27 protein-coding genes and 1 tRNA gene are annotated in these 26978 nt (G+C 64.9%); 15 read left to right on the forward strand and 13 right to left on the reverse strand.

Going from position 1 to position 26978, the window contains the following annotated elements:
• The first annotated feature begins 207 nt into the window (after positions 1–207).
• Both QX034_RS07715 and prfH read left to right on the forward strand, forming a co-directional pair.
• The gene (locus tag QX034_RS07715) at positions 208–1347 is read left to right on the forward strand and encodes an RNA ligase RtcB family protein (RefSeq protein ID WP_316190209.1); all 1140 of its coding nucleotides are present in this window, start codon (positions 208–210) and stop codon (positions 1345–1347) included.
• Positions 1344–1970, forward strand: a complete 627-nt coding sequence (gene prfH, locus QX034_RS07720; protein ID WP_315706471.1) for a peptide chain release factor H — start codon at positions 1344–1346, stop codon at positions 1968–1970. The genes QX034_RS07715 and prfH overlap by 4 nt, the downstream gene beginning before the upstream one ends.
• 391 nt (positions 1971–2361) lie before the next feature.
• On the opposite strand, the gene QX034_RS07725 is transcribed toward prfH, so the two are convergent.
• Positions 2362–2862: a cytochrome P460 family protein gene (locus QX034_RS07725; protein WP_315706472.1), complete on the reverse strand. Its 501-nt coding sequence runs from the start codon at positions 2860–2862 to the stop codon at positions 2362–2364.
• A 161-nt stretch (positions 2863–3023) separates the two neighbouring features.
• The gene (locus QX034_RS07730; RefSeq protein ID WP_316185237.1) at positions 3024–4073 is read right to left on the reverse strand and encodes an alpha/beta hydrolase; all 1050 of its coding nucleotides are present in this window, start codon (positions 4071–4073) and stop codon (positions 3024–3026) included.
• 168 nt (positions 4074–4241) lie between these two features.
• On the opposite strand from QX034_RS07730, the gene QX034_RS07735 reads away from it, so the two are divergent.
• Positions 4242–5792 carry a winged helix-turn-helix domain-containing tetratricopeptide repeat protein gene (locus QX034_RS07735; RefSeq protein WP_316195155.1) on the forward strand — a complete coding sequence of 517 codons (1551 nt, stop codon included), beginning with the start codon at positions 4242–4244 and terminating at the stop codon, positions 5790–5792.
• 146 nt (positions 5793–5938) lie between these two features.
• A complete protein-coding gene (locus QX034_RS07740; protein ID WP_315706475.1) occupies positions 5939–6115 on the forward strand; it encodes a Flp family type IVb pilin in 177 nt (58 codons plus the stop codon).
• Between the two features lie 71 nt (positions 6116–6186).
• Here QX034_RS07740 and QX034_RS07745 read toward each other — a convergent pair whose 3' ends face one another.
• On the reverse strand, positions 6187–6591 hold the full coding sequence (locus QX034_RS07745; protein ID WP_315706476.1) for a four-helix bundle copper-binding protein: 405 nt from the start codon (positions 6589–6591) through the stop codon (positions 6187–6189).
• Between the two features lie 253 nt (positions 6592–6844).
• Between QX034_RS07745 and QX034_RS07750 the strand changes: the two genes are divergently transcribed.
• Positions 6845–8362 (forward strand): AMP-binding protein, encoded by a 1518-nt coding sequence (locus tag QX034_RS07750; protein WP_315706477.1) that lies wholly within the window; start codon positions 6845–6847, stop codon positions 8360–8362.
• A gap of 2 nt (positions 8363–8364) precedes the next feature.
• On the opposite strand, the gene QX034_RS07755 is transcribed toward QX034_RS07750, so the two are convergent.
• Entirely contained in the window at positions 8365–9813 is a 1449-nt protein-coding gene (locus tag QX034_RS07755) for an ABC transporter ATP-binding protein (RefSeq protein WP_315706478.1), read from the reverse strand.
• A complete protein-coding gene (locus tag QX034_RS07760) occupies positions 9789–10085 on the reverse strand; it encodes a hypothetical protein (RefSeq protein WP_315706479.1) in 297 nt (98 codons plus the stop codon). The genes QX034_RS07755 and QX034_RS07760 overlap by 25 nt, the downstream gene beginning before the upstream one ends.
• 200 nt (positions 10086–10285) lie before the next feature.
• On the opposite strand from QX034_RS07760, the gene QX034_RS07765 reads away from it, so the two are divergent.
• Both QX034_RS07765 and QX034_RS07770 read left to right on the forward strand, forming a co-directional pair.
• Positions 10286–10516, forward strand: a complete 231-nt coding sequence (locus QX034_RS07765; RefSeq protein ID WP_315706480.1) for a hypothetical protein — start codon at positions 10286–10288, stop codon at positions 10514–10516.
• A gap of 78 nt (positions 10517–10594) precedes the next feature.
• Positions 10595–11566, forward strand: coding sequence for a S1C family serine protease (locus QX034_RS07770; protein ID WP_315706481.1), 972 nt, complete (start codon positions 10595–10597; stop codon positions 11564–11566).
• A gap of 53 nt (positions 11567–11619) precedes the next feature.
• Here the strand turns inward: QX034_RS07770 and QX034_RS07775 are convergent, their stop codons facing one another.
• A complete protein-coding gene (locus tag QX034_RS07775) occupies positions 11620–13563 on the reverse strand; it encodes an Mbeg1-like protein (RefSeq protein WP_315706482.1) in 1944 nt (647 codons plus the stop codon).
• A gap of 341 nt (positions 13564–13904) precedes the next feature.
• On the opposite strand from QX034_RS07775, the gene QX034_RS07780 reads away from it, so the two are divergent.
• The 4 genes from QX034_RS07780 (at position 13905) to QX034_RS07795 (ending at position 17579) form a co-directional block, all read left to right on the forward strand.
• Positions 13905–14975 carry a phospholipase gene (locus tag QX034_RS07780; RefSeq protein ID WP_315706483.1) on the forward strand — a complete coding sequence of 357 codons (1071 nt, stop codon included), beginning with the start codon at positions 13905–13907 and terminating at the stop codon, positions 14973–14975.
• Between the two features lie 141 nt (positions 14976–15116).
• Positions 15117–16466: a hypothetical protein gene (locus QX034_RS07785; protein ID WP_315706484.1), complete on the forward strand. Its 1350-nt coding sequence runs from the start codon at positions 15117–15119 to the stop codon at positions 16464–16466.
• A 3-nt stretch (positions 16467–16469) separates the two neighbouring features.
• Positions 16470–17288, forward strand: coding sequence for a hypothetical protein (locus QX034_RS07790; RefSeq protein ID WP_315706485.1), 819 nt, complete (start codon positions 16470–16472; stop codon positions 17286–17288).
• 84 nt (positions 17289–17372) lie between these two features.
• A complete protein-coding gene (locus QX034_RS07795) occupies positions 17373–17579 on the forward strand; it encodes a hypothetical protein (RefSeq protein WP_315706486.1) in 207 nt (68 codons plus the stop codon).
• 121 nt (positions 17580–17700) lie between these two features.
• On the opposite strand, the gene QX034_RS07800 is transcribed toward QX034_RS07795, so the two are convergent.
• From QX034_RS07800 to QX034_RS07820, 5 genes are all read right to left on the reverse strand, one after another.
• Entirely contained in the window at positions 17701–18363 is a 663-nt protein-coding gene (locus tag QX034_RS07800) for a DsbA family protein (RefSeq protein WP_315706487.1), read from the reverse strand.
• A 17-nt stretch (positions 18364–18380) separates the two neighbouring features.
• The gene (locus tag QX034_RS07805; protein WP_315706488.1) at positions 18381–19166 is read right to left on the reverse strand and encodes a sulfite exporter TauE/SafE family protein; all 786 of its coding nucleotides are present in this window, start codon (positions 19164–19166) and stop codon (positions 18381–18383) included.
• Positions 19167–19209: 43 nt separating this feature from the next.
• Complete coding sequence (locus QX034_RS07810) at positions 19210–19935, reverse strand: LrgB family protein (RefSeq protein ID WP_315706489.1); 726 nt, start codon at positions 19933–19935, stop codon at positions 19210–19212.
• Complete coding sequence (locus tag QX034_RS07815) at positions 19932–20336, reverse strand: CidA/LrgA family protein (RefSeq protein WP_315706522.1); 405 nt, start codon at positions 20334–20336, stop codon at positions 19932–19934. Before QX034_RS07815 ends, QX034_RS07810 begins: the two co-directional genes overlap by 4 nt.
• Positions 20337–20451: 115 nt before the next feature.
• Positions 20452–20955 carry a hypothetical protein gene (locus tag QX034_RS07820; RefSeq protein WP_315706490.1) on the reverse strand — a complete coding sequence of 168 codons (504 nt, stop codon included), beginning with the start codon at positions 20953–20955 and terminating at the stop codon, positions 20452–20454.
• Between the two features lie 192 nt (positions 20956–21147).
• On the opposite strand from QX034_RS07820, the gene QX034_RS07825 reads away from it, so the two are divergent.
• Both QX034_RS07825 and QX034_RS07830 read left to right on the forward strand, forming a co-directional pair.
• Entirely contained in the window at positions 21148–21438 is a 291-nt protein-coding gene (locus QX034_RS07825) for a PsiF family protein (protein WP_315706491.1), read from the forward strand.
• 200 nt (positions 21439–21638) lie between these two features.
• Positions 21639–22724 carry an AbrB family transcriptional regulator gene (locus tag QX034_RS07830; protein ID WP_315706492.1) on the forward strand — a complete coding sequence of 362 codons (1086 nt, stop codon included), beginning with the start codon at positions 21639–21641 and terminating at the stop codon, positions 22722–22724.
• Here QX034_RS07830 and QX034_RS07835 read toward each other — a convergent pair.
• Positions 22721–23215 carry a disulfide bond formation protein B gene (locus tag QX034_RS07835; RefSeq protein ID WP_409977563.1) on the reverse strand — a complete coding sequence of 165 codons (495 nt, stop codon included), beginning with the start codon at positions 23213–23215 and terminating at the stop codon, positions 22721–22723. The two genes, QX034_RS07830 and QX034_RS07835, sit on opposite strands and share 4 nt — an antisense overlap.
• Before the next feature lie 202 nt (positions 23216–23417).
• Here QX034_RS07835 and QX034_RS07840 point away from each other — a divergent pair.
• Together QX034_RS07840 and QX034_RS07845 are read left to right on the forward strand one after the other, a co-directional pair.
• Positions 23418–23502: transfer RNA gene (locus QX034_RS07840), tRNA-Leu, on the forward strand.
• A 61-nt stretch (positions 23503–23563) separates the two neighbouring features.
• Positions 23564–25084, forward strand: a complete 1521-nt coding sequence (locus QX034_RS07845; RefSeq protein ID WP_316195157.1) for a tyrosine-type recombinase/integrase — start codon at positions 23564–23566, stop codon at positions 25082–25084.
• 262 nt (positions 25085–25346) lie between these two features.
• Here QX034_RS07845 and mdlC read toward each other — a convergent pair whose 3' ends face one another.
• Positions 25347–26978, reverse strand: coding sequence for a benzoylformate decarboxylase (mdlC, locus tag QX034_RS07850; RefSeq protein WP_316195159.1), 1632 nt, complete (start codon positions 26976–26978; stop codon positions 25347–25349).

Here is a 26978-nt window from a genome sequence, read left to right on the forward strand (position 1 = left end):
CATACCGTCACCGATGTGATTAGTAGCGCTCTGCGTCGAGCACTTCCGCTCCGCATTCAAGACCGAGGAGACAGACGATGATCGCGATCGTTCGTTGCTCCATCCGGAGCCACCGAGCCTGATCCTCGCGTGAGGCGGGGGGGCTGAGCCGGACTCTTCGCGCGCTTAGAGCGCGCGGCTCTCTCTGTTTCTTCCAAGGTTTCTCACATGGGCAATTCCCATCTCGTGGACGGCCGCGTGCCAGTCCACGGCTTCTACTCGTCCAGTTCCTGGATCGAGGGCGCCGCCGTGCGCCAACTCCAGTCGGTTGCGGACATCGAAGGCATCATCGCTGTCGCCGGCATGCCGGATCTGCATCCCGGCAAGTTCGGTCCGGTCGGCTGCGCGATCCTCGCGGACAAGATCCACCCGGCCTTCGTCGGCTCCGACGCCGGTTGCGGCATGGCGCTATTTGCGCTCGACCTCGCCGTGCGGAGAATCCGCCTGGACAAGGCCGCCGAACGGCTGCGCGACGTTGCCCGGCCCTATGACGGCGATATTGCCGGCGAACTCGCAGCGGAGGAGTTGGCATCCTGCGATTTCGACGAATCGCTCGGCACCATCGGCGGCGGCAATCATTTCTGCGAGCTGCAGGCGGTCGAGGAGGTGTTTGATACCTCTTTCGGCATCGATCGCGATCGCGCGCATCTGCTGGTGCATTCGGGCTCACGCGGTCTCGGCCACGCGCTGCTCGAAACGCACATCGTGGACGGACTGCGACCGCTCGATCCCGAGAGCGAAAGCGGCCGTGCGTACTTGCAGGCGCACGACCACGCGCTGCGCTGGGCCGCACTCAACCGCCGGCTGATCGCAAGGCGCGCCGCCGGGGCGCTGCGCTGCGAGCCAGCACCGGTTTGCGAGTGTTCGCACAATTGCGTCGAGCATCGCAGCGACGGTCTGCTCCACCGCAAAGGGGCAGCGCCTGCCGACAAGGGCCTGGTCGTCGTCCCGGGATCACGCGGCGCGCTGTCCTATCTGGTCGAGCCGCTTGCCACGGCTCCGCCCGAGGCGCTGTCCTCGCTCGCCCATGGCGCCGGCCGCAAGTACGACCGTTCGTCGATGATCGGACGTGTTGGCGCAACGAAATCGGAGCGTGAGCGACTGGCACGCAACCCGTTCGGGGGCCGCGTGATCTGCGAGGATCGCGCTCTCCTCGCCGAGGAAGCGCCCGAAGCCTACAAGCCGATCGGAGGCGTGATCGCCGATCTCGAAGCGCTTGGCCTCGCCCGGGTGGTTGCCTCGTTCCGACCGCTGGTGACCGTCAAGAAGATCGCAGCCGAGCGCCCGCGCAGCGAGGACCGGCGATGATCCGCCTGCTGTTCACTTCAGGACGCGGTCCAGCCGAGTGCCGGATCGCTGTCGCGCATGCGTTGCGGCGGCTGGCACGCGAGGCCGCGACACTCGACTGCGGCTGCACCATTGCCGAGCAGCATGCCGACCAGCACGGTCCGGCCTGCGCCATCGTCGTGCTCGATGGCGAGCCGGCCCCCGCGCTTGCGGCGCGATGGACGTCCGGCACCGTGCTATGGGTGTGCAAAAGCCCGTTGCGGCCGAACCACGGCCGCAAGAACTGGTTCATCGGCGTGGTCACACTGCCGGCACCCGAGGCTCTCGGCGTTCCTGCACACGCGGACATCCGGTTCGAAAGCTTCCGCGCAGGTGGTCCGGGCGGCCAGCACCAGAACACGACCGAAAGCGCGGTACGCGCGGTGCATGCGCTGACCGGGCTCACTGCAATCGCGCGCGACGGCCGCTCCCAACATCGCAACAAAGCGCTCGCCCTCAGGCGCCTCGAAGCACTGCTTGATGCGCAGGCGCGTCTCGTCCGCGACGGAGAGGAGCGCTTGATCCAGGCTGCACATCACGGGGTGGAACGTGGCTCCGGCGGCCTTCGCTTCGAGGGCCCTGACTTCGAGCCTGCTGGGCGTTGAAGCGGGAACAGGCGGCGACCAGGCTCCTCACGGTCCCTGGTCGCCGACATTCCTCATAACGCGTCCAGTGTGCCGCGCCATGTCATATGAAGCAGGTCCAATCGCCTCGCTTTGCGCTTGAGCCACAGACAAGCTCTGCAGCATGCGCACGCCCTGCTGCAAACCGCGCGCATGTTTCTGCAACCGTTGCTGTGCGGACGCACCGCCATTCAGCGTCATTTCAACGACTGGAGCATCATTTGAAAACTGGCGCGGAATTCGTCGGCTTTATCGACCTCCCACATCACACAACGGCGAGGCCAGATCCGAACAATGGATCGTGACGCGCGCCAATGGGTTGGGGCCGCCAACCATTGAAGCTGCGATGATGACCTGCATTAAGAGGCGCCCGTCATCGACCGTACCGCGTGAAGACGAAGTCGTGATCCTTCGCATGCGCCTGATGACAGGCGAAGCAGGTCCGATGCTGCGCCTCGTCGGCCGGCCTGCCGCCGACGAACCGGCCGAAGCCCCAACCGCCCGTCGATCCATATTTCGCGGCGTCCTTGACCATCACCTGGATCGTGGTCGGCGTGTCAGAGGTGAAGGCGCCCTCGAGGCCTGCGATCGGCACCTGCTTCCAGGCCAGCTTGACCAGCACGCTGCCATCGGGAAACGGCAGCTTGCCGTTCCGATAAGCCTGGAGCGCGATGGCATTGCCAACCACGCCGCGCAATTCTCCGAGACTGTCCTCGCGCCCTACCCCGATCAACGGCCAGTCGCGATAACCTTGCGGAATCGTGACGCCGAAGATCGGCGAGGCGCCGTCATCGGCTACTCCCGCCAGAGGCAGAAGCAGCACGGCTGCTGTTGCCACCGCGGCGGCGATGGCCATCTTGGCGAGTTCATTCATTTGCTTAGCCTGACATCCGTCACTTCACCTTGGATCCTTCGGTCTCTCACCGTCATTGCGAGCGATAGCGAAGCAATCCAGAGTCTCGCCTGTCGCTCTGGATTGCTTCGGAGCTCACGCTCCTCGCAATGACGGCTGCAAGAACTGAGACAACACCATTCTCAGCCAGCCGCCACGTCGAGTACGGCCTGCGCAAAGGCCTGCGGCGCTTCCTGCGGCAGATTGTGGCCGATGCCTCCCTTGATCAGCCGGTGCTCGTAGCGACCTGCAAACTTCGTGGCGTAGGCCTCTGGCTCCGGATGCGGCGCGCCATTGGCATCGCCCTCCAGGGTGATGGTCGGCACCGCGATGATCGGGAATGTCGCGAGCTTCTTCTCCAGCGCGTCATATTTCGCTTCCCCCTCTGCAAGGGCGAGCCGCCAGCGATAATTGTGCACGACGATGTCGACATGGTCGGGGTTATCGAAAGCGGCTGCGCTGCGGTCGAAGGTGGTGTCGTCGAATTTCCATTGCGGCGAGGCGATCTGCCAGATCAGCTTGGAAAAGTCGTGCCGATACTTCGCATAGCCCTCGCGGCCGCGCTCGGTCGCGAAGTAGAACTGGTACCACCATTGCAGCTCGGCCTTGGGCGGCAGCGGCATTCTGCCGGCGTCCTGGCTGCCGATCAGATAGCCCGACACCGAGACCATCGCCTTGCAGCGCTCCGGCCACAGCGCGGCGATGATGTTGGCGGTGCGCGCGCCCCAATCATAGCCGGCGAGCGTCGCGCTCTGGATCTTCAACGCATCCATCAGCGCGACGATGTCGGCCGCGACCGCCACCGGCTGACCGCTCCGCATCGTCGCAGGCGACAGGAAGCGCGTTGAGCCATAGCCGCGCAGATACGGAACGATGACGCGATAGCCTGCGGAGGCGAGTGCCGGAGCCACGTCGGCATAGCTGTGGATGTCATAGGGCCAGCCATGCAGCAGGATCACCGCGGGGCCGTCGGCGGGCCCGGCTTCGGCATAGCCGGTGTTGAGCACGCCGGCGTCGATCTGCTTGAGCGGGCCGAACGTGGTCGTCATTCCCGGCCTGATCGCCGGCAGCGCGGCCTTGGCCTTGAAGGTCTCGGCCCTGGCCGGGTTGATCACACCGAACTGGGCGGCTGCGACGCCCGCGGCGGCAACGCCGAGGAAACGACGGCGACGATTGTCGATGGTCTCTGACATGACGATCTCCTTGATCTGTTGGCCACCTTGTGCCCGAACCCCGATCACTCTGCTTGGAGATGGCTTGGAGACGCCTTGGAGTTTTCCTTGAGATCGTCCTGATTTCAGCGTCCCCGAAGCGTGCTAGATCTGGCTCCGCCCCAACAGCAAGTCGGCGGGTATTGACGTTTGTCCTATCATTTCAAAGATTTCGCCCTGGATCCAGAGCGGCGCGAGCTCCGCCATGACGACGCTCTCGTCGCCATGGAGCCGCAGGTCTTCGATCTCTTGGAGTTCCTGATCCGCAACCGCGACCGCGTGGTGAGCCGGGACGATCTGCTGGCGGCGGTCTGGGGCGGCCGCATCGTCTCGGAGGCTACCCTGAGCAGCCGGATCAGTGCTGCGCGCGCCGCGATCGGCGACGATGGCGAGGCGCAGCGCCTGATCCGGACCATCCCTCGCAAGGGCTTTCGCTTCGTCGGCGAGGTGCGGGAGCCGGCGGCGGCAGAACCGAACGACCAAGGCGAGATCGCAGCTCCGCCGTTCGAAGGCCCGTCCATCGCCGTCCTCCCCTTCGCCAATATGAGCGGCGATCCCGAGCAGGACTATTTCGCCGACGGCATGGTCGAAGACATCATCACGGCGCTGTCCCGCTGCGGTGGGCTTGCCGTGATCGCGCGCAACACATCCTTCACCTACAAGAACAAGCCAGTCGACATCCGCCAGGTCGGACGCGATCTCGGCGTCGGCTATGTGCTGGAAGGCAGCGTTCGCCGTGACAGGTCCCGCCTGCGCATCACCGGTCAGCTGATCGACACCGCGACCGGAGCTCATCTCTGGGCCGACCGGTTCGATGGCGATGCCAGCGACGTGTTCGCGCTGCAGGACTCCATCACGGAATGCGTGGTGGCGGCGATCGAGCCGACATTGGAATTGGCGGAGGCTGAGCGGCGTCGATCGCTACCGGCGAACGCCCTTCACGCCTACGACCTGCTCCTGCGCGCCGCCAGCCTTCGCGACGCGTTCACGGCCGACAGCATGGCGGCTGCGATCGACTGCCTCGAACAGGCCCTGACGATCGATCCTCTCTACGCGCCGGCGATGGCGGCAGCCGCCTATTGCCACGCGCTGCGTCACTTCCAGGGCTGGATCAAGCCAGACGAGACCTATCGCGACGAGGCCGTCGCACGCGCCTGGCGCGCGACCGAGCTCGCGCCGAACGATCCGCAGGTGCTGTGGATGGCGGCCTTTGCAATCTGGAACATGGCCGACGAGATCGAGCCGGCCCGCGAGCTCTTCAGCCGCTCGCTAGCGATCAATCCAAATTCCGCGATGGCGCTGACGCTTGGCGGCTGGATCGAAGCCATGAGCGGCCATCAGGTCGCCGGCCGCACCATGATCGAACGCGCGATGCGGCTGAACCCGCGCGATCCGCGCGGCTGGTTCGCATCCGGCGCCATGGCGATCTGCGCGTTGGCTGACCGCGATTTTGCCCAAGCGATCGCTTGGGCGGAGAAGGCGCTGGCGCAGAACCGGCGCTTCGCGGTCGCCTTGCGTGCACTCCTGGTGGCGCTGGTGAACACGAACCGCCGCGACCGCGCCGCCCAAATCGCGCAGCAGCTGCTGATCGTGGAGCCCGACCTGACGGTCTCGGGCTTCCTGTCCCGAATTCCGTTCCCGGTGGGCACGATGGCGGCGACCTATGCTGAGGCCCTCAAGGCCGCGGGCGTGCCCGACTGAGGCCTGCGCGGCTTGCGCCGACCATCTGTCTTCAGGAAATCCCGGCGAGTGCGGAAAGTTGGCGGCATCATCTTTATACGACCTTAGGTTATCACCCGTAGTTTCCCGGCCCGTGAGATGGACAACGACGTTCGTCCGGGTGCGGAATGAAAAAGATTCTGAAAAGACTGGCGCTGAAGCTGCTGAAGGACGAGTCCGGCGCAACGGCGATCGAATACGGCCTGATTGCCTGTGGAATTGCGCTCGCGCTCATTACCATCATGAACAAGCTTGGCCTGACGCTGCTCGGCATTTTCACGTCGCTGACCAACCTGCTCGGCTGACCGGTCAAATAATCTGGAAAGCATCCTGAGCGGCCGGGCCGGGGCTGACACCCGGTCCGGCCACCGCGTTATCAATGTGCCATGCCGCGCCCGGCCTCCTCGCAAGCGCTCATGCAGCGCCGGCAAGCCTCGGCGCAGATCCGGCAATGCTCGTGCATCCGCGCGTGCTTCTCGCATTCCGCGGCGCAGAGGCGGCAGGCCGCGGCGCAAGTGTCGAGCATGCGCCGGATCACCTCCTGATCCGACCCGGTCCGTCGCGTCGCGATGCGCCCGGTAATGTTGCAGATGTCGGCGCAGTCGAGGTCGAGCCGGATGCATTGCGTGAGCGACTTGACCTTGTCCTCCGCGAGGCAGGCGTCAGCACAGGACGTGCAGGTCTGGGCGCAGGAATAGCACTCCTCGATGCAGCGGATGAGCGCGTCATTGGTCTGGCCGCGGACCTGCGGATGGCTGGAGATCATTTCTTGAGCGTGCATAGGGAACTCCCATCAGTTCGCCCCCTTCCGCCTCAATGATTGCTGACGCTAAAGGTTCGAGCTGATCTCGCAATAGGCCGCAACATGCAGCTCTATTTCGCGACGCGGCATTTCCAATCATGAGCAGTGTGCATATGGACGAACCAACATGAGTTGAGGCACAACGTCTCTCATCACGGGACGCGCGGCCGGCTCGACCTGCCGCGACGACAACGAGATGGCGATCTGAACGCCTGACAATGCGGAGGAACCTATGCTGATTCCCTTGGCGGATGTGCCGCGCTGGTATGCCGAGCGCAAGCCGAAGGACACGATCGCGATCCGTCACGGCAACGACACCTTGACGTGGGAGCAGCTTGAGCACGCAGCCAACCGCCGCGCCCACGCCTTCATGGCCAAGGGCGTCAAGCCCGGCGATTTCGTCGCCATCGGCCTGCCCAACGGCAATGCCTTTTTCGAGACCAGCTTCGCCGTGTGGAAGTGCGGCGCCACGCCGACGTCGCTGTCCTGGCGGCTGCCGCGCGGCGAAGCGGCTGCGGTGCTCGATATCCTGAAACCCTCGCTCGTGGTCGGCGGCGAGGCCGATTGGAACGCACCGAATTCGTTGCCCGCGAATTTCGTGCCCGAAGGCTTCTCCGACGAGCCGCTGACGGCACCGGTCGCGCGCTATTGGAAGGCCATGACCTCGGGCGGCTCGACGGGGCGGCCCAAGGTGATCCTCGACCATCTTCCCGCCGTGACCGACACCGCGGCCGAGCCGCCGCTCGGGATGCCGAAAGGCGCGTCGCTGCTCAACCCAGGGCCGCTCTATCACAACGCGCCCTTCATCGTGTCGCATTTCGCGCTGTTCGCCGGCGGCCGGGTCACCGGCATGGTGAAGTTCGACGCCGAGGAGACCTTGCGCCTGATCGAGGCGGAGCGCATCCAATGGGTCAATTTCGTGCCGACCATGATGCATCGGATCTGGGCGTTGCCGGAAGAGGTGCGCAATTCCTACGATGTCTCCAGCCTCAAAATCGTCTTCCACATGGCGGCGCCGATGCCGCCATGGCTGAAGGAGAAGTGGATCGAGTGGCTCGGTCCGGAGAAAATCTACGAACTCTATGGCGGCACCGAGCGGCAAGGGCGCACGGTGATCTCGGGCACCGAATGGCTCGAGCACAAAGGGTCGGTCGGCAAGATCGACGAGTCCTGCAAGCTGCGGATCATCGGTCCTGACGGCAACGACGTCGCGCCCGGCGAGAGCGGCGAGATCTATTTCCTGCCCGAGGACGGCCCAGGCACGACCTATCATTATCTTGGCGCCGAGCCCAAACGGCGGCCGGACGGCTGGGAGTCGCTCGGCGACATCGGCCGGTTCGACCAAGACGGTTACCTCTATCTCGGTGATCGGCTCGCCGACATGGTGCTGCGCGGCGGGGCCAACATCTATCCGGCCGAGGTCGAGGCGGCGCTGATGGCGCATCCGGAGATCCGCTCCTGCGTCGTGGTCGGGCTGCCCGATCCCGAACTCGGCCAGCGCGTGCATGCGATCGTCGAGATCGACGAGCGCAAGGATGTTCGTGCGATCGTCGATGGCATGAGCGATTTCCTCGCCGATCGGCTCATCCGCTACAAACATCCGGAAAGCTACGAGATCGTGAACACGATGCTGCGCGACGATTCGGGCAAAGTCCGCCGGACGCTGCTGCGCGACGAGCGTGCTGCCTGGCTGAAGGAAGGACGCGATTTCCGTATCCTGCCGGTGCGTGCCCAAGTGGAGGCCGGGTAGCTTCAACCCACGCGCCGTTCGCCGGCCACCGGGAGCGGGGTATCCGCGACGATGACGGCGCCGCCGACCCGCCGCGCGATCGTGAGCTTGCGGTCATGAAAGGCCTCGAGCTCCGGCCGATGCCCGACGGTAATGATAGTGGCCTCCGGCAACTCGCGCGCGAGGGTGGCCGTCAACTCCGCCTGGCCCTCGACATGCAGCGCCGAAGTCGCCTCGTCGAGCGCGACGATGTCGGGGCGGTGCAGCAGCAGCCGCGCGATCGCCAGCCACTGCTTCTCGCCTTCGGACAGCATCCTGTCCCAGGCCGCGACCTCGTCGAGCTTGGGCAGGAATGGACCGAGGCCAGCCGCTGCGAGGGCGGCGACGACCTGCTCACGGTCGAGATCGCTGCTCGCGCGCGGATAGCTCACGGCGTCGCGCAGGCTCCCGGCCGGCACATAAGGCCGCTGCGGGATCACCAGCACGCGCTGGCCGCCCGCGATCGCGATCCGGCCTCTGCCCCATGGCCAGCAGCCGGCGATGGCACGCACCAGCGAGCTCTTGCCGGAGCCGCTCGGGCCGACGATCGCGATGGTCTCACCGGGGGCGGCATGCAGGGTCACGCCATCGAGCCGCGGACGCTGCGGCTGCTCGTAACGGAAATGCACGTTCTCGAAACTGACATCGCCATTGACGTCGGTGAGCTCGACGGCATCCGGGCTGTCGCCGAGATGCTCCTGCACATTGAGGATACCGAAGATCTCGTCGAGCGAGACCGAGGCCTTGCGCAGGCTGGAGTAGACGCCGCTCAAGCCTTGCACCGGGCCGAACAGGCCGCCGATATAGCCGAGAAACGCAACCACGGTCCCGACTGTGATGTCGCTTTGCAGGACGAGGTACGCACCGAATGCGAGACCGCCGAGTAGCGCCAGCGCCACCGCCAGGTTGCTTGCAGAGGAATAGCCGGCGTCGATCCCAACGCCATGGATCACGACCTTGTTCGCCGCAGCGACATCGCGCAGGAAGCGCGCCTTCTCGGTATCTTCCATCGCGAAGCTGCGGACGATCATGATGCCCGAGAGCACCTCGTTGAAGCGCGAATAGATCTTCGCCCAGCGGTCGAGCAGCGTGCGCTCGCGCTGCATCTGTTCGGGGCCGGCGCGCGCGGCAATCAGCGCCGGCAACGGCGCAAACAGCAGCACCAGCAAAGCGAGCCGCCATTCCAGCCGCAGCATGATCACGACCGCGATCACCAGGAAGATGACGGATGGCATGATGCTGAACAGGATCGCGGTGACCGCGCTGGTAAAGCCCTGGATGCTGCGATCGAGCCGGGTCATGATGGCGCCGATCCCTTCGCTGCGCTGGATGCGCAGCGGCATCCGGTGCAGCTTGCCGATGGTCGCTTCGAGAAGCGCATATTGCAGGCCGATGCGGGTGCGCCAGGTCAGCCAGTTGGAAAAGCCAGCCATCGTCTCGCGGGCCAGCGCGAAGCCGAGCAGCAACAGGATGCCGGCGAGGATGGCCCCGGCATGTTCCGGTCGGTGAGCTGGTCGAACACACCCTTGAGCACCAAGGGCTCGAACGCATTGATGGCCGCAACCGCCAGCACCAACAACACGATCACCAGAATCGCATGTCGCTGCGGCAGCGCAAACCGCACCGCCGCGTGCAGCCGCCGTAGCCGCGCCAGCATCTCGCCGGCGGCCTCGGAGTTGGAGTTGGAGGTCCTTGCCTGGGCCATCAATGCCACCTCGCCTGATGCGCCGGTCACCGCTCAGGCGCGGCACGCGCGATCGTGCCGCGCCGATGCCGTCTCACCGGCGGCAGATCTCAGCCTGCCCGCCGCTGCAACGTCCGTCTCCCAGTGCGCGCGCCATTGCGACAATCGCAAGTTAAAAGAGCGGTTCCAGGGGAACGCACTGGGCGGAGACGGTCGCGCCGATGGCCATCATGGCGCTGAATCCCGGTACCGATGACATTGCGGCCCTGGCGTTGGCCGGTGCGGCTTCTCACGGAGCCATATCCGACGACGAGCGTTTCCATTCTGCGGACACCGCTCGAGCGAGCATATCCGTCACGTTCCACGTGGCCGGCGATCAAGCCGTCATCGCCAAGACACCACGGCTCAGAACTGGAACGACTGGCAGCAATGGTGTTAAACTGAAGTCGTAGCTCGGCCGCGCCCATCGAAGCCGTGGATCGCAGACGTATCGGCGCAAGCCGCGCGCCGACGGAGTGGGAGATTGAAGAATGCCCTCTTTGACCGAATGGAAGGTGCCGTTCGCATTCCAGCCTCGTCCGAGCGATTACAAATTCGATCTCGACCACGTGCTGGCCTCGGTGGTCGGCCTGCATGCAATCATTCCCTCAGATGCCTTCAGCGCGGAGACGCTCGGCACCGAACGCGCCGGCAATGCGGTCGTGATCGATGACGGGCTGGTGCTGACGATCGGCTATCTGATCACCGAAGCAGAAAGCGTATGGCTGCACCTCAACGATGGCCGCGTCATCGAGGGCCATGTTCTCGGCTTCGACTTCGCCACCGGCTTCGGACTGGTGCAGGCGCTGGGCCGCCTCGACCTCGAGCCGCTGCCGTTGGGCTCCTCCGCCGCGACCCGGGTCGGCGAGCAGGTCGTGCTCGGAGGCGCCGGCGGCCGCACCCGCTCGGTGGCGAGCCAGATCGTCGCCAAGCAGGAATTCGCGGGCTATTGGGAATATCTCCTGGACGAAGCCATTTTCACCCTTCCGGCTCATCCCAATTGGGGCGGCACCGGCTTGATCTCGGCCAAAGGCGAGTTGATCGGCATCGGCTCGCTGCAACTCGAACGTGAGCGCGATGGCCGGTCCGAGCATGTCAACATGGTGGTGCCGATCGATCTGTTGAAGCCTGTCATGGACGACCTGCGCCGCTTCGGGCGCGTCAACAAGCCGGCGCGTCCTTGGCTTGGCATGTATTCGACCGAGATCGACGACCGCGTGGTCATCATCGGCGTCTCCAGCAACGGCCCGGCCGCGCGCGCCGAGCTGAAGGCCGGTGACGTGATCCTCGGCATCAACGGCGACAAGGTGACCGGGCAGAGCGACTTTTACCGCAAGCTCTGGGCGCTCGGTTCCGCCGGCGTCGACGTGCCGCTGACGGTGCACCACGAGGGCGTGACCTTTGACGTCACGGTGGCTTCGACCGACCGCGCCAAGCTGTTGAAGGGTCCACGCCTGCACTGAAGCCGGCAGTCGAAGACGGCGGCACGTCACATCCGCGCCGCACCAGCTTTGCGTCAGGCGTTGATATGCCAGGCGCCAGCGATGATCTCGTGCAACTGTGCATCCGAAGGCATCTGCGAGGCAACCGTCGGATCGAAGCCTGGATGGCTCTGCGCATAGGCCGACATCGCCTGCGCCAGCTGCGCAGCAGCATTGGCATCGATTTCGAGACCGCCGGCCTTGATCTCCTGCAACTGATAGGAGCCGCCCAGGAACCAATCGGCCACCGTCACCTGCTGATGGGTACCCAGGAGATCGATCTGCAGGTCATTGCCCGATTTGACGAACCAGAGCGAGCCGGCCGTGGCGGCATTGCTGAAGTCCAGGGTACCGGTCGGAGTCGAGACCGACGCGGTGCCATTGATGATGACATCGCTGCCGTCGCCGCTCTGGTAGAAATAGAAGGCGTTGGCGCCGCCCACCAGGATGTTGTTGCCGGCGCCGCCATCGAGCTTGTCGCTCCCGCCGCCCCCGATCAGCAGATCGTTGTTGCCGGTGCCGAGCAGCGTATCGTTGCCGGCACCGGCCACCAGCAGCGCCCCGGCGGACGCCGCGACCGTGACGCCCGGCAGCGCATCGAGCGCAACGGTGGTGGCCGCATCGCTCAATGCCGCGCTGAGCCAGTCGAGATTGCCGGTCTGCCCGCCCCACAGCGTCGTGATCGCGCTGTCGATCAGACCTGCGTTCTCGCCATCTCCGGTCGCGATGGCGTCGATCAGTGCCATCTTGCCGATGACATCGACGGTCGTTCCGGTGTCGGCGCGCAGCCAGAGATCCGGCGAAAAATCCGCGACCAGCAGATTCGCCGCGGTATCGTTATAGATCACGCCATGTTCGTGGCCGATGACGCCCGGCGTTGCACCCGGCACCTCGTCATGGTTCTGCGCGAGCAGCGCCGAATATTCGACGACGACATCGGCAAAGGCCGCTTGCACACCGCTGGCTTTCAGATAGCCGGCGGCCGAGCTCGCCCCGACCGCGTCACCGAGCACATCGCCGCCATGGAACAGGGCCTGCACCGCGCTGTTGCCGTAGCCGCTGGCATCGGTCACCGTCGAATAGGCGATCATGTCCTTCATCTTGGCCGACGGCGAGCCTTCGCCGGCGGTGGCGCTGGCTCCGGGAATGCCGACCGCGGACGCGATGGCATCGTCCTGGAGCGGCGCCAACAGCGCGGCGGCCGCCTGCTTCCAGTCTGAAAGGCCGTTGTCGCTCGCCCACTGCATCATGGTCAGCAGCGCGATCGAGTGGAGGCTGACCGGATCGAGGCCGAGATTGGTTCCAGAGCCGAGCACGCTGTCGCTTTCAGAGGCGATGCCGACCGCCGCGTGGGCGATCGCGATAGCACCGTCGACCGGGCCGAGCTGCAGCAGCGCCAGCGGCGCCTCTACGATGGGCGCGGCATCGCGCACATATTGCAGCACCTCGCCGGAGACCGACACCATGTGAATATCGGAATAGCGGGGAATCGGGTTCGAGGTGAGCGCGCCCCAAAAACCGTGAAGCTGATCGTAGCGGACTTCGGCGGCGAATTCGAACGGCATCGCATCGAACGCATAGGCCGGCTTGTCGTTGAGGGCGGCGATGTAGCCCGCAAGACCTCCACCCAGAGAATGTCCGGTCAGCGACACGTTCGACGTGGTCGCCCAGGTCTTGTAGTAGGCCTCCGCGTCCGGAAATTGCGTCGGCCAGCCGGTGAGACCGGCGCCGCCAAGCCACGCCGGAACATCGGCTACGCTGTCGGTGCCGCGAAAGGAGATGATCCGAGTGGAGGGATCGCCGGCGAGTTGGTAGGTTGCGGCCTCGAAATTGTCGGCAGTGGACGTCACGCTTCCCGCAATCAGCTCGTAGTTACCGATCCGTTCGAAGTTGACGACCAGCGCAGGGTTGACGCCCCTGTTGTACACGTCCATGGCCAGGACTGCGTTGATCAATGCGGCCGATGGCTGCTGCGTCATGATCCGATCCCCCCTTTTGGCGGCAGGTTTTTCCGCAAGGCTTATGCCCTCGAGGCATGGCGCTCCTTGCCGGAACCTCGCCCTGCGGCTGCTTCTCTAAGCAGCCTATCTCGTCTATTCTTTGTCAATCGGAATGACCCGAGCCAACGGCAGAGAACGAGACTGCGTGACATCGTTGCAAACACGGCCACACGCGACGATTGCAAACCATCATCCACCTGGCTGGTCGCGCGATCGTATGGTCGTTCCGCAGCACCGATGACACTGAAAAGTTAGCGTTCCGCTCGCCGCATGCGTGCGCTTCGATCCAGACAGCTTCATAGAAATGCGAGGAAGGCGCCATGACCGATGCAGTGGTGGACGATATCATGGCCGTGCTGCCGCCGCTGCTGCAGTCGCTCGAGGCGCTGTCCTACGTCGCGCGTTATCTGAATCCGCCGGACTTCGACCGTATCATGTCCGATGTCGGCACGCCGGATCAGGCCCTGCAGGCGGCGTGTGCGCAGCTCACGGCTTGGCCTGAGGAGTTTTCCGACGCGCGCGTTGCGTTCGATGGCGCGAGCGAAGCCGCACTTGCGGCCTTCGCCGGCCTGCGCACTGTCCAGCACGGAGACGGGGATCTGGTCGATGTCTTCCGCGCACTTCGGCACGGCCCGCGCGCGTTGGAGGCACTTTATCCGCTCGCTGGCAAGCTGCCGCCCGTGAGCGAGTTCTTCCTCGCCCAAGCTGCGCGCGACGATGACACGCTGAAGGAGCGCTTGAGCGGTCCGGCGGCCAAGAACACCGGCGTCTTTCACGATCATAATGACCGTGGCGAACGCGCCGGCTTCTCGCTCTACGTCCCGGAATACTACACGCCCGATCGACGCTGGCCGCTGGTGATGGCGCTGCATGGCGGCAGCGGCCATGGACGGGACTTCCTCTGGACCTGGCTGCGCGACGCCAGGAGCCTGGGCGCCATCGTAGCGGCTCCAACCGCTACAGGGCGAACCTGGGCCTTGATGGGCGAAGACACCGACAGCCCCAACCTCGCGCGCATTCTCGATCTCGTCCGCAGCCGCTTCAATGTCGATTTCAGCCGCATGCTGCTGACCGGCATGAGCGATGGCGGCACCTTCTGCTATGTCAGTGGGCTGGAACGCGCATCTCCCTTCACGCATCTGGCGCCGATCGCCACCACGTTTCATCCGCTGATGGCCGAACTCGCCGATCATGATCGCCTGCGCGGACTGCCCATTCGCATCACCCACGGCCGGCTCGATTGGATGTTTCCGGTCGAGGTCGCGCGGCATACCAGCGCTGCGTTGGCCAAGGCCGGCGCCGACGTCAGCTATCGCGAGATCGACGATCTCAGCCATTGCTATCCGCGCGAGATCAACAGTGAGCTTCTGGCGTGGCTCACCAAAGGGTGATCTTCACGTAGTGCCCGCTCACTTGGCCGATCGACAGTCAATAGCGACATAATCTCGGCGGATTTTTTCCGCATTGATGACCATTGAGCCGAACAGCGGGGGCGCCGCTTGACGCGGCCACGATGCCGCCAAGGAACGCCTATGCCCTCGCCGTCCGCACCCGTTTCCCAGCTCTCGCTGGCCCGCTCGCCCACCTCCGTCGTGCTCGTCAGCGGGGTGCAGCGCCTCGAAGTCACCCTCAAACTCACCACCGCCATTCTGGCGCTTGCGGCCGGCGTTTACACCTATCTCGGCGTCCGCGAGCTGTTGAACGGCAGCCCGACGACGGTCTTCTTCGCGGCCGTGATCTATTCAGTTGCCGTCTCGGTCGGCATCTACGCGTTCTGGGTGTTCATGATGCAGTTCATGCCGCACGTGACCAACGGGATCGGCCGCGGGCTGATGGCGGGCTGCATGCTGCTCGGCGCGCTGATGATCGTCGCAATGTCGTCGTGGCTGAATGCGTCCGCACTCGCCGGCGCCGCCGCGATCCAGCAGCATCTTTCGATCACCGTGCAGAACTACACGCGCGACCTCGATCAGGCCAACACCAATGCGATCGCGGCGCAAGGGCTGTTGCCGGACATTCAGCTCGCCTCCTCCCGGTTCGCCAAGCTCGCGGAGGCCGAGCGCGCGGGATCGCTGACGGGCACCGCCGGGTCGGGAACGGTGGTGCAGCTCCTGACCCAGATGTCGACCCAGCTCGATGGCCTCGGCCAGCAGGTCCAGGATTCGGCCAAGCGCGTCTCAGCGCTTTATGACCAGGGCAGCAAGAGCCTCGCCAAGATGCGCGAGCTGATCTCGGATCGCGGACCGATCGCCGCACGCAGTGACGCATTCTCGGCGGAGTCGCTGAACCTGATGGGCGTGATCGCCAACCTGCAACAGACCTCAGTGGCACCGGCGGTCAAACGCGCAGCGACATCGCTGTCATCGGGCTTCATTGCGCCGGCTGCCGGCGGCCGCAGCGGCGATCTCGCCGAGCGCCAGACCGCCGTCGTCGGCAAGGTCGAGAGCTCGATCGCCAGCCAAGCCGCCTCGCTGGCCGGCGCCGCCGACAAGATCCTGGCGATGCCGCGGGTCGAGACGGCGAGATTCCAGACGTTGTCTCCGGCCGAAGCCGTGCTCCGCTATGCCGGCGATTTCATCCCGAGTTGGGCCGGCGCGATCTCGATCGACCTGATGCCGGCGGTGCTGGTGCTCATCCTCTGTGTTGTACATGCCGCCATCCGCCGCGAGGGATTGCCGGCCGTCAACGCCTCCAACCTTACCGCCGGAGATCTGCTGGCAGCGCTGCAGGTAGCGCGCGAGGTCGAGGATGCGCGGCGCGCGGCTGCACCACGCAGCCCGGCGGCCGCATCGCAGGCGGAGCCTGGCGCGGAGGCATCTCCAGCCACGCCGGCCGCGGACGAGAACGTGACCTCCTTGTCATCGGCGCGCGGCGGGAAATAGGCGATGCGTGCGGCCGTCTCAGACCGGGTTCAGACCTGGCTTGCAGGCAATCTGGACGAGAGCATCCTGCGCTGGATCTTTCGTTTGGTGCTCGTTGTCGCCATCAGCGCGCTCGCAGCTGATCTCGCCGAACGCGCCGGCTGGGTCGCCAGCTCAGATCCATTGTCGCAGACGGAGGTCCGAGAGGATACGCCCATCACGGGCTCGCCGTCCGATTCACCGTCGATTTTGGCGCCGCTGATCAAGCGGCTGATCCCGCTACCGCAGCCTGATCCCGCGCTGGCGCGACCGATTACGTTCGAGCTGGGCGGCGGCGGGCGGCTGCTGGCCACCGGCACGATCACCGCCGGCAGTTCGCAGGCCTTCGCCGCTGAAGTCGAACGGCACGGCGAATACATCAAGACGGTGGTCCTGAACTCGCCCGGCGGCTCGGTCGCCGATGCGCTGGCGATGGGACGGCTGATCCGCGGGCGAAATTTCGCAACCGAGGTCGAAGCCGGAAAGTATTGCGCCTCGTCCTGCCCGCTCGTGCTTGCCGGCGGGACCGAGCGTCGGGCGGGCGAACGCGCCGTGATCGGCGTGCAACAGGTCGCCGCTGTGCGGTCCGCGAACGCAGCGACACGCGACGAGATGAGCGTGGCGCAAAATATTTCCGCGCGAGTCGAGCGCTATCTGGCCGATATGGGCGTGAAGCTCGACGTATGGATGCACGCGATGGAGACGCCGCATGACAAGCTGTTCATCTTCAAGCCGGAGGAGCTGAAAGCGCTCAATCTGGTCACGTCAGGGCCGAATTCGGCACCCGAAAAAGCGCGCACTTAGCGCCTTAGCTGAGGACGAGGTCGACGCGGCGCGGAACCATCATCCGATGTCGGCGTTATTGGCCGTCACTGGAGGAGTTCCGTCATGCAGACCTTCTTGGGGATGATCCTGGGTGCGCTGCTCTTGGGCTTTGGCGTCTATATCTACGATTCCATGCAGACGTCGGGGGTCGCCAACGGTCAGACCGCGGAGACGCATCGCACGATCGTAAACTGGGACGTCGCCGCTGCGAACTGGCATGCACTCAAAGAGCGCGCGCACGATGACTGGGTTCGCATCTCGTCCAAATAGCTCGGCAGAGTAACTCAGCAGGGCAACTTGGCAGCGTAAATTAGCGAAGTAACGTTGCAAGGCTTCTCAAGACGCAAGGCGCCATCGCGGAATGCGATGGCGCCTTCGTTATGTGCAATCCTCACTTTGCGCCCTTTGCCTGACGCGCATCGGCGATCACCTGCTCGAACTGCGCCATGGTGAGAACGCCCGGCACCCTGAATTTCCCGACAATGAAGGACGGCGTCCCGCGGAAGCGCAAGCCGCGAGCTTGTGCGTCGTTGCGCGCCAGCATGGCGTCGATCGCCTTGGCCTTGTCGGCAAGATCGCGCTTCGCGCGATCGATGTCGATCCCGGCACCGGCGAGGATCTCGTCGATCCTGGATTCCGTCAGCTTCGAATTGGTGCCGATCAGCGCATCGTGCGCCTGGACATACTTGTCCTGATATTTGCAGGCGAGCGCCATGCGCGCAGCCGCCACCGAAGCCGGCCCCAGAATCGGCCACTCCTTCAACACCCAACGCACCTTGCCGTCATCGTGCACCACCTGCTGCAGTTCCGGCTCCAGCTTGCGGCAATACGGGCAGTTGTAGTCGAACCATTCGACGATGGCGATGTCGCCATCGGGATTGCCCACCACCGGGGCCTCGGGATCGCGCAGCACCGAGGCTTCGTCCGGCTCGTCAGCGTCCTGCGCCATGGCGATGCGCGGTCTGAACGGCAGGGTGAAAGTACCGGCCGCCAGCAAGGCCAGCACGCTGCGCCGGCTGGTGGCAGGGACGATGCGATCGGAAACCTGTCTCACAGCCGTCTCCATTTCGCCTAGCCCCAGATCTGCAGCAGGCTGTGCGTCAGCATATAGAGCGCAACGGCCGTGATCACGACAGAAAAGACGATGTTCAAGGCGCCGCGCCGCTCCGACAGCCGGCGCGCCGACCACGTGCCGGCTATGCCGCCGAGAATGCCGCCCGCAATGAACAGCCCGGCGAGATCCCAGGCGACCAAGCCCGACCAGGCATAGCTCGCCGCGGTGGTCAGCCCGAACGTGGTCACCGCGACCAGCGAAGAGCTGACCGCGTTCATGATCGGCATGCCGGTTGCCGCCATCAGCGCCGGCACAATCAGAAAGCCGCCACCGATACCGAAAAATCCGGACAGCGAACCGGTCGCGAGACCGAAACCGATCACGGCCGGAAGGTTGGCCATGCTCATCTTGACGTCGGGGATGCCGACCCGGGCGCGGGTCTTCAGCATCAGCATCGAGATCACGAGCATCACCAGCGCGAACAGCGCGAGCAGCTTCTGGCCGTCGATCATCTTGCCGAGCAACGAGCCGAAGAACGCGCCGATGATGCCGGCCACGGCAAAGACCGCAGCAATCGGCCAGATCACGGTGCCACCGCGGGCGTGATTGAACAGGTTGACCGCCGCATTGGTCGCGACCGCAATTGCGCTCGAGCCGATCGCGATGTGCGGCTCGGGCACGCCGACCACATAGACCATCAGCGGCACGGCCAGCACGGAGCCGCCGCCGCCGACCAGCCCGAGCGAGAAGCCGACCATCGCGCCGCAGATGAGTCCCAGGATGCCTTGTGTCGTCGAGATCATCGCAGCAGCAGGCTCATGTCTTGAAATGAAAGGCAAGTCTGCATCAGCGGAGCAGCAATGTGACCGCGAGCGGAGCGAGAAAGGAGGTGACCAGCGCGTTGAGGGCCATGGCGATGCCGGAAAAGGTGCCGGCCAGTTGATCGACCTGAAAGGCGCGTGCGGTGCCGATGCCGTGCGCGGCGAGACCGGCCGCGAAGCCGCGGGCCCGGAAATCGGTGATGCCGGTCCGGTTCATCAACGGCGTGACGATGATCGCGCCGATGATACCGGTGAACACCACCGCCACCGCTGTCAGCGACGGGTCGGCATGCAGCGATTCGCTGATGCCCATCGCGACGCCCGCCGTTACCGATTTCGGCGCCAGCGACAGCACCACCTCGCGCGGCAGGCCGAAGGCTTCGGCCAGCCACACCGCCGAGACGATCGCGGTGATCGCGCCGACGATCAATGCGGCCAGCATCGGCAGAATCGCCTGCGCGACCAGTTTGCGGTTCTGGTAGAGCGGCACGGCCAACGCCACGGTCGCAGGCCCGAGCAGGAAGTGGACGAACTGCGCACCGGCGAAATAGGCCGTATAGGGCGTGCCGGTCAGCAGCAGGAATGCGGCGATGATCCACATCGCATGCAGCACGGGATTGGCGAGCGGATGCCGCCGCGTGCGCAGCGAAATCGCATCCGTGAACGCGTAGACGACGAGCGTCACCGTCAGCCAGAGCAGAGGCGACTGCGAAAGATAGACCCAGAGCGAGAACGGGCTGCTGCTCGTCATGGCTTGGCTCGGCCCCGCGCCAGCCACCGGCTCGTCGCCACGAACACCGCGACGGTGGCGAGCAGCGTAATCACGACCGACAGCAGGAGCACCGCCGCGATCGCGAGGCCATGGGCCGCGATGATATCGAGCCTCTGCACCACGCCGACCCCGGCCGGCACGAACAGCAGCGACAGATTGGCAAGCAGCACCCGGCTAACGTCCTCGACGCCGTCCTTGGCGCTCGTGGGGTCCCGGACGAGCGGCCCGATCGCCAGCCACTTGCTGCGGTCGCGCAGCAACAACAACCCGAGCAGCAACGCCAGCCCGAGCACCGGTCCCGGCAGTGGCAGCGCGACGGAGCGGACCACGGCTTCGCCAATCAGCTGGCACAGCAGAATAAGACTGAGACTCGCAATCATCGTCGATCTGTCGGACGCGCCGCCGATCGCAGCGCGCCCGCTCAAGAAATTCACTCAAGACGTTCACATGACCGCAGCCGGCTGTCACGATCCGGCCGCTTGGTCAATGGGCCGATCAGGCCGCTCCTTTCAGGCGCTTGGTGCATTCGCTGTAGTAGCCGCCGCCCTTCTGGATCCACTTCAGCCCGCCATTGCCGTTGCTGGCCTTGTTGGCGTTGTACTGGTCGACGCAGGTATGCATGCGCGCTTTGCCAGGAGTCTCCTTGGCATATTTCGGATCGACAGCCGAGGGGAATACGGCGTTGCCGACTGCAGCCGGCGCCGCAGGAGCAGCGGCAGGGGCGGCCTCCTTCGCTTGCTTCGCCGGCTTGGCCTCGGCGGCAGGCGCCGCCGCCGGAGCGGCAGCAGGCGCAGCTGCGGGAGCCGCCGCCGCGGCATCGGCACCGCACTGCGCCTTGCGGAAGTCATTCCATTTCTGGCCGTTGAGCGTGCCCGCCTCCTTGGCCTGCTTATACTTGGCGCTGCATTCCTGCATCGTGAGCGCCTGTGCTGGCGCGACGACGGCGAAAGCCGCCAAGCTCGAAACGGCGGCAATCAATAATTTGGCTTGAAAGGTCATCCTTGGTCTCCCTGAAGGGCATGACGAATGAGATCCCGATTGTAGCCACGGGCAAGGGGGGTGACCAAGCCGCGGCGGTATCCCGCGGCGAAAATATAGTCGGGCGGAATCCATATCCCGCATTGCGTCATTCATGTACCGTTCAGTATCGAAAGCTGAGCCTTCACGCTTTCGCCACACAAGGGTTTCGACATGACTCTCACCACCCGTCTGGCTATCGCCGCTTTTGCCTCGCTCCTGCTCGCCGGCCCCGTCTTGGCGCAATCGACCACGACGGCTCCGGCCAAGACCGAGGCTCCCGCCTCGGACAAGGCTGCGCCAGTGGAGAAGAAGGCGCGCAGCGCCGCCTCGCTCGAATGCTCGAAGGAAGCCGACGAGAAGGGCCTGAAGGGCAAGGAGCGCCGGAAATTCCGCTCCGCCTGCAAGAAAGAAAAGGCCGCGGGCGGCGCCGCCGAGACCAAGACCGACGCCAAATCCAAGTGATCAGCTGATCAAGTGAGCCTGGGGCGGCGGATCTGACGTTCTCCACTGATGACCCCGCCGCCCGAGCGTCCTCCAAGCACGATCCCGGAGCGCGGCCACCCGTCTCCGGGGCGGATTCATGTTGCCGGCTGCAACGGCCTGCATTGCTGCTCCGCAGCCGCGATAATTGTTCGCAAACGCGGGATTTGGCATAAGGCGGCGTGCGCCAAATCATCTCCTCCCTCCCGATCGATCTGCCCAGCCGCGCCAAGACCTTGAGCGCGATCGAGACGCTCGCCATCGGCACCGCCGGCGGCCTTGTTTTTCTCTTTGCCCACCTGCCGGGCGGCCTGATCTCGGGCGCGATGGTCGCGACGGGAATCGCAGCGATTGCCGGCCGGCCGCTCGCGGTGCCGGCGATCGTCACCCAGACCTTGCTCCTCCTGCTCGGCATCTCCATCGGCTCGGTCGTGTCGCGCGACCTGATCAATCATGTCAGCGCCTATCCCGTCACCATCGGCCTGCTCGCGCTCGCGACGTTCTGCTCGACCTTCGCTTCCAGCCTGTATCTGCAGCGCATTCACGGCTGGGACCGCACCTCGGCCTTCCTCGCCGGCAGCCCGGGAGCGCTGTCGCAGATCACCATCCTCGCGGTGGAGCGCGGCGCCGACCTGCCGGCGATCGCGGTGGTGCAGACCCTGCGCGTCATCATCCTGACCGCCGCGCTGCCGCTGGTCTTGGCGATCGCCGGCGTCACGCCCTCGTCCTCGCCGGCCATGGCCATGCCGGTTGCGTCGGCGCTCGGGCTCGCCGCCATGCTGGTCGGCTCGCTTGCCGTCTCGGTGCTGCTGCAGCTGATCAAATTTCCGGCCAGCTGGCTGTTCGGCGCGATGCTCGGCGCCGGCCTCCTGCACGGCCTTGGCTGGGTCGACGGCGGCCTGCCGCCCTGGATGCGCGGCGTGGCACTGATCGGCATCGGCGCCCTGATCGGCAGCCGCTTCGCCCGCATGCGGGTCAAGACGCTGCTCGGCCACGTCCATGCCGCGCTCGGCTCGTTCGCCGTCGCCGTGATGATCTCGGCGCTATTCGTGGTCCTGATCGTGCTGACCACGCATGTGCGGTTCTCCGACGCCATCGTCGCCTTCGCGCCCGGCGCCATGGACGCCATGATGGCGCTGGCGCTGACCTTGCACATCGACCCGATCTTCGTCGGCGCGCACCATCTGTCGCGCTTCGTGTTCGTCACCATCGCCACCCCCGGCATCGTCCATCTGTTCGGACGGCCGCAGGACGATGTGGACGACTAAGCCCTGAGCGCGGTGCCGCGAATGCCCCAGGCCGCGATCGCGGCGATCAGCAGCGAGATCAGCACGCTGTAGCCGGCGAGCGACAGGCCGAGGAAGCGAAACTGCACCTCGTCGCAGCGCACCACTTTCACGCTATCGAGCCGCTCCAACAGGCTGCTGGCGCTGCCGAGATTGCCGACCGGCCCGGTGCATTCGGTCGGGCCCGGCCAGAAGCCCCATTCGACGCCGGCGTGGTACACGCCGAGCCCGGCATTGCCGAGCGCAGCCAGCGCGATGAGCACGATCCCCGCCACCAGCAGTCCGCGCGGCGCGACGCTTCCCGCCAGCGCCAGCAGCAGCCCGAGCGGCACGATCGCGTAATAGGCATAGCGCTGCTTCAGGCAGAGTTCGCAGGGCTGCAGGCCCCAGACCAGCTGCATGTACCAGGCGCCGGCCAGGGCCGCGGCGGCAATGCCGGCGGCGAGCAGCGCCGCGGTTACGGCCGGGTTCAGCACACGGGAGGCCGGGCGCGCCAGCGCTGAGGTCTCGGTCACCACCTTCGTCTCCTTCGGCTGCGGTCCATTGCCCGCGTCCTAACTCTGCGGCGCGATCCTGTCGAGATCGGGAACAATCACGTCCGCGCGGGTTGACCCTGCCCGGCCGCCCGCTATAGTCCGCCCGCTTCGCCACCCCCGGCCACGGGGAGCCGCGAATGCCCCTGTGGCGGAACTGGTAGACGCGCTCGACTCAAAATCGAGTTCCGCAAGGAGTGCTGGTTCGATTCCGGCCAGGGGCACCAACTAGGCTGTTCAAGCCCGTTCCAAAACGTCCGCAATCGTTCGCGCAGTGCTTGGAAGCCCTTGAAAAATAGGCACTTCCGCGTACATTCTGGTTCGTCACCGTTTGTTCTCCTCCGATCGCAGCCGCCCGATTTGCTGGTATTTTTGCTGGTATCGGGAGAACAAACGTTCACGGCGACTTTCGCTTTTCCGGATGAAGGAATTGAGCAAATGGCCGGCAAGAACGACGGCGCGTGCGCCAATCCCAAGCAGATCAGGACCGACGTCGACTGCCGCGCCGCCCGACCCAAATTCGACAATGGCGCGTGGAGTCCCGCCAAGCTTTCCGACGTGACCGGCGGCTGGCTCTATCTCTTCGTCACGCCGGACGTGAGCAGGCCCGGCAACGCTGCCTCCAAGCTCTGGCGGATGGACTACCGTTTCCACGGTCGCCAGAAAACATACTCCATCGGACCTTACGGCAACGGCAAGGATGGCACGTTCTCGCTCGCCGATGCGCGGCGCGAGCGCGACAAAGCCAAAGACCTGCTGAAGGACGGCAAGGACCCGAGCACCGAGAAGCAGCTCGATAAGCACAGGCAGGCGGCTGCCCGGCCTTTCGGGCAATGGGCCGACGAGTGGCTCGCGAAGAAGAAGTTGGAGAAAGTCAAACGCGGCAGGATCGTCGCGGTGCGCGATCCCAAGACCATCGAGGTGCTTGAGCTGCGCGTCGGCTACGTCAAGTCTCGCTTCGGCAAGCTGTGCAGGCAGGACATCAAGCGTCCGGACGTGCTCGCTTTCATGCGTTCATACGAAGCCGAGGGAAAGCTGGAAACCCGCGACCGCGTGCGCAGCATCGGCGAGCAAATCTGTGACTACGCCGATGTCGAAGGCGACGGCTACAATCCATTCCGCAACCTGAATGGGCAGATGATTGCCAACATTTCGACGCCGCGTCCCGGCGTCACTGAACCACGCGACGTGACGCGCGTCTTCAAGCTCATCAACGCACCGTGGACGAGAGCGAGGTTTAGTGACGTTGTCGGCCTTGCCTTGCGCTTCGACGCGCTGACCATTCCCCGCCCCGGGATGGTCAATGAAATGGAGTGGAGCGAGGTCGATTGGGATACAGAACGTTGGACTGTTCCAGCCGCCAAGATGAAGACCGGTTGGGACCATGTCGTGCCTTTGTCACGGCAAGCACTTGCAATCCTGCGCAGCGTTCAGAAGCTGACCGGCCATCGCCGGTACGCGTTTTCCTGCTCGAAGGACGCGCCACTTTCAAACAACACGCTCAACAAGCGCTTGCGGCTGCTTGGCATTGACACCAAGTCTGACCATTGTGCGCATGGATTCCGGACCACCTTCTCGACCTTGTCTCACCACGAAGAGATCAAGGACGCCAAGGCATGGGATGGCGATGTCATCGAGCTGCAGCTTGCGCACCTCGATAACTCGACTGTGGAAGGCCTCTACAAGAAGCACGGACCGCTTGCGCTGATCGGTTCGCGCACGAAGCTGATGCAGCATTGGGCTGATCGGATCGACTACTGGCTCGATCCCAAGAAGGTGACGCCGATCAAGGGAGGCGCGCTTGCTTGAGTCACCTAAAGGCGACCATTCCGGGTCGCCTGCATCGATATCGCAAGAACCGGTGGTTGCGGGGAGGCGCAACCACCGGTACCAACATTCAGTTCGGGTTGCGATCTGACCAAAACCACCTCTTGCGTCCCGAACGCAGTGAGTATCTTCTAAGTAATTGATTTTTCTCGTTGTGACGGCCCCTCTGTCCCGTTTTGTTCACGCTCGTTTCACCCAATTCGTTGCGATTTCGTTGCGGCGTCTCGAGCGAGAACGGCGGACATCATCCCGATAGCAAAGATGGGTTTGCGGACCCATAGCTGAAAAGATCGATCGTCGCGCCGTCGACCGCTATATCGACCACTGTCGGCCCTCTTGCCGCGAGGGCCTCGCTGAGGATGGCGTCAACTTGGTCGACTTGCGTAACGCGCTTGCCCGGACAACCAAATCCGCTGGCGAGAGCGACAAAGTCGAGGCCGGGCAGGTCGATCCCGGGCGGACGATGCGTCTGCATCAGCTGACTGAAGGCCCGCATCGCCCCATAGCCGGAATTGTTCATGATCACGAAGGTGATCAGCAACTTGTGTTGCGCGGCGGTCCAGATCGCCTGGATACAATACATCGCCGACCCGTCGCCGATCAGAGCGACGATGCGACGGCCCGGCCGCGCCAGCGCCACGCCGATTGAGGCCGGCAGGCTGTAACCGAGCCCGCCGCTTGCCATGGTGTAGAAGCTGTCCGCCCCGCGCATCGGCAGGAATTGCTGGATGGCTGGACGATGCGACGGCGCTTCCTCGACCACGATCGCATCCGGCGGCATCAGCGCCGACAGCCGGCTCAACGCATAGGCTGGAGGAATCGGGTTTTGCGCGGCGGGAGCGGCAGGCCGCGTCCGTGCGGCCGGCACCTCGCGCGTCGCGATGTCGGGCAGCGCCAAGCGAAGCGCAGTGAGCGCTTTCGGGAGCGTGCTGATGATGGTGTCGCCGACAGCCGCGGAGGCAGCCTCGGTCGGGTCGTCGGTGATCTGCCAGACCGGCGTTCCGTCGTCGAGCAATTCGCATTGGCCCTCAACGTGAAAGGTGAACACCGGCGCGCCGACCACCACGATCAGATCGGCGCTGCGCAAGGCGCGGGCGAGCCCTCCTGGCGCAGCCGGAAGGAAGCCGGCGAATTGCGGATGCAACTCCGGAAAGCTCGAACGGCTCGACATCGGACTAGCCCAAACGGTCGCCCTCGCCTGTTCGGCGAGCACGACCATCGCATCGACGCAGCCGTTGCGATCGATCTCGGGGCCGACAACAAAGGCAGGCTTGCTGGCCGCTGCAATGGCTGCGCCGAGCCGGGCGATCGCCGCCGGATCGGGCGCAAACTCCGTTGCGATGTGGCGCACCGGCGGCGCGACGGCTGGCCGCGCCCAATCATCCGACGGCACCGACACGAATGTCGGACCGCGCGGATGCTGCATGGCGGTGAGGAAGGCCTGCGCAATGGCCGCGGGCACATCTTCCGCCCGCGCAGGTTCCGAACTCCACTTCACATAGGGCTTCGGAAACTGCTCGGCGTCCTCGGCGAAGAGATAGGGCCGCATCCGCAGCAGGCTGCGCGCCTGCTGGCCCGCTGTGACCACCATCGGCGTCTTGTTGCGAAACGCGGTGAAGAGATTGCCGAGGGCATGGCCGAGCCCGGCCGCCGAGTGCAGGTTGACGAAGGCCGGACGCCCCGTCGCCTGAGCATAGCCATCGGCCATGCCGACGACGCAGCCTTCCTGCAAGCCGAGCACGTAATCGATGTCGTCAGGCCAATCGCCGAGAAAGGCAAGCTCGGTCGAGCCCGGATTGCCGAAGACACGATCGACACCGAAGGAACGAAGCACGCCGAGGGTTGCTTCCCGAACCGTCAGGACTTTTGAATTCAT

The sequence above is a fragment of the Bradyrhizobium sp. SZCCHNR3119 genome, from assembly GCF_032487775.1.
Taxonomy (GTDB): domain Bacteria; phylum Pseudomonadota; class Alphaproteobacteria; order Rhizobiales; family Xanthobacteraceae; genus Bradyrhizobium.

Excerpts from the sequence above, each read along its gene's own strand:
- QX034_RS07740 (WP_315706475.1), top strand. The coding sequence starts at position 5,939 with ATGAAAAAGATTCTGAAAAGACTGGCGCTGAAGCTGCTGAAGGACGAG.
- QX034_RS07825 (WP_315706491.1), top strand. The coding sequence starts at position 21,148 with ATGACTCTCACCACCCGTCTGGCTATCGCCGCTTTTGCCTCGCTCCTG.
- QX034_RS07765 (WP_315706480.1), top strand. The coding sequence starts at position 10,286 with ATGGCCATCATGGCGCTGAATCCCGGTACCGATGACATTGCGGCCCTG.
- QX034_RS07780 (WP_315706483.1), top strand. The coding sequence starts at position 13,905 with ATGACCGATGCAGTGGTGGACGATATCATGGCCGTGCTGCCGCCGCTG.
- QX034_RS07820 (WP_315706490.1), bottom strand. The coding sequence starts at position 20,955 with ATGACCTTTCAAGCCAAATTATTGATTGCCGCCGTTTCGAGCTTGGCG.
- QX034_RS07755 (WP_315706478.1), bottom strand. The coding sequence starts at position 9,813 with ATGGCTGGCTTTTCCAACTGGCTGACCTGGCGCACCCGCATCGGCCTG.
- QX034_RS07770 (WP_315706481.1), top strand. The coding sequence starts at position 10,595 with ATGCCCTCTTTGACCGAATGGAAGGTGCCGTTCGCATTCCAGCCTCGT.
- prfH (WP_315706471.1), top strand. The coding sequence starts at position 1,344 with ATGATCCGCCTGCTGTTCACTTCAGGACGCGGTCCAGCCGAGTGCCGG.
- QX034_RS07810 (WP_315706489.1), bottom strand. The coding sequence starts at position 19,935 with ATGACGAGCAGCAGCCCGTTCTCGCTCTGGGTCTATCTTTCGCAGTCG.
- QX034_RS07730 (WP_316185237.1), bottom strand. The coding sequence starts at position 4,073 with ATGTCAGAGACCATCGACAATCGTCGCCGTCGTTTCCTCGGCGTTGCC.
- mdlC (WP_316195159.1), bottom strand. The coding sequence starts at position 26,978 with ATGAATTCAAAAGTCCTGACGGTTCGGGAAGCAACCCTCGGCGTGCTT.
- QX034_RS07815 (WP_315706522.1), bottom strand. The coding sequence starts at position 20,336 with ATGATTGCGAGTCTCAGTCTTATTCTGCTGTGCCAGCTGATTGGCGAA.
- QX034_RS07750 (WP_315706477.1), top strand. The coding sequence starts at position 6,845 with ATGCTGATTCCCTTGGCGGATGTGCCGCGCTGGTATGCCGAGCGCAAG.
- QX034_RS07715 (WP_316190209.1), top strand. The coding sequence starts at position 208 with ATGGGCAATTCCCATCTCGTGGACGGCCGCGTGCCAGTCCACGGCTTC.
- QX034_RS07795 (WP_315706486.1), top strand. The coding sequence starts at position 17,373 with ATGCAGACCTTCTTGGGGATGATCCTGGGTGCGCTGCTCTTGGGCTTT.
- QX034_RS07760 (WP_315706479.1), bottom strand. The coding sequence starts at position 10,085 with ATGGCCCAGGCAAGGACCTCCAACTCCAACTCCGAGGCCGCCGGCGAG.
- QX034_RS07790 (WP_315706485.1), top strand. The coding sequence starts at position 16,470 with ATGCGTGCGGCCGTCTCAGACCGGGTTCAGACCTGGCTTGCAGGCAAT.
- QX034_RS07785 (WP_315706484.1), top strand. The coding sequence starts at position 15,117 with ATGCCCTCGCCGTCCGCACCCGTTTCCCAGCTCTCGCTGGCCCGCTCG.
- QX034_RS07725 (WP_315706472.1), bottom strand. The coding sequence starts at position 2,862 with ATGAATGAACTCGCCAAGATGGCCATCGCCGCCGCGGTGGCAACAGCA.
- QX034_RS07775 (WP_315706482.1), bottom strand. The coding sequence starts at position 13,563 with ATGACGCAGCAGCCATCGGCCGCATTGATCAACGCAGTCCTGGCCATG.
- QX034_RS07805 (WP_315706488.1), bottom strand. The coding sequence starts at position 19,166 with ATGATCTCGACGACACAAGGCATCCTGGGACTCATCTGCGGCGCGATG.
- QX034_RS07745 (WP_315706476.1), bottom strand. The coding sequence starts at position 6,591 with ATGCACGCTCAAGAAATGATCTCCAGCCATCCGCAGGTCCGCGGCCAG.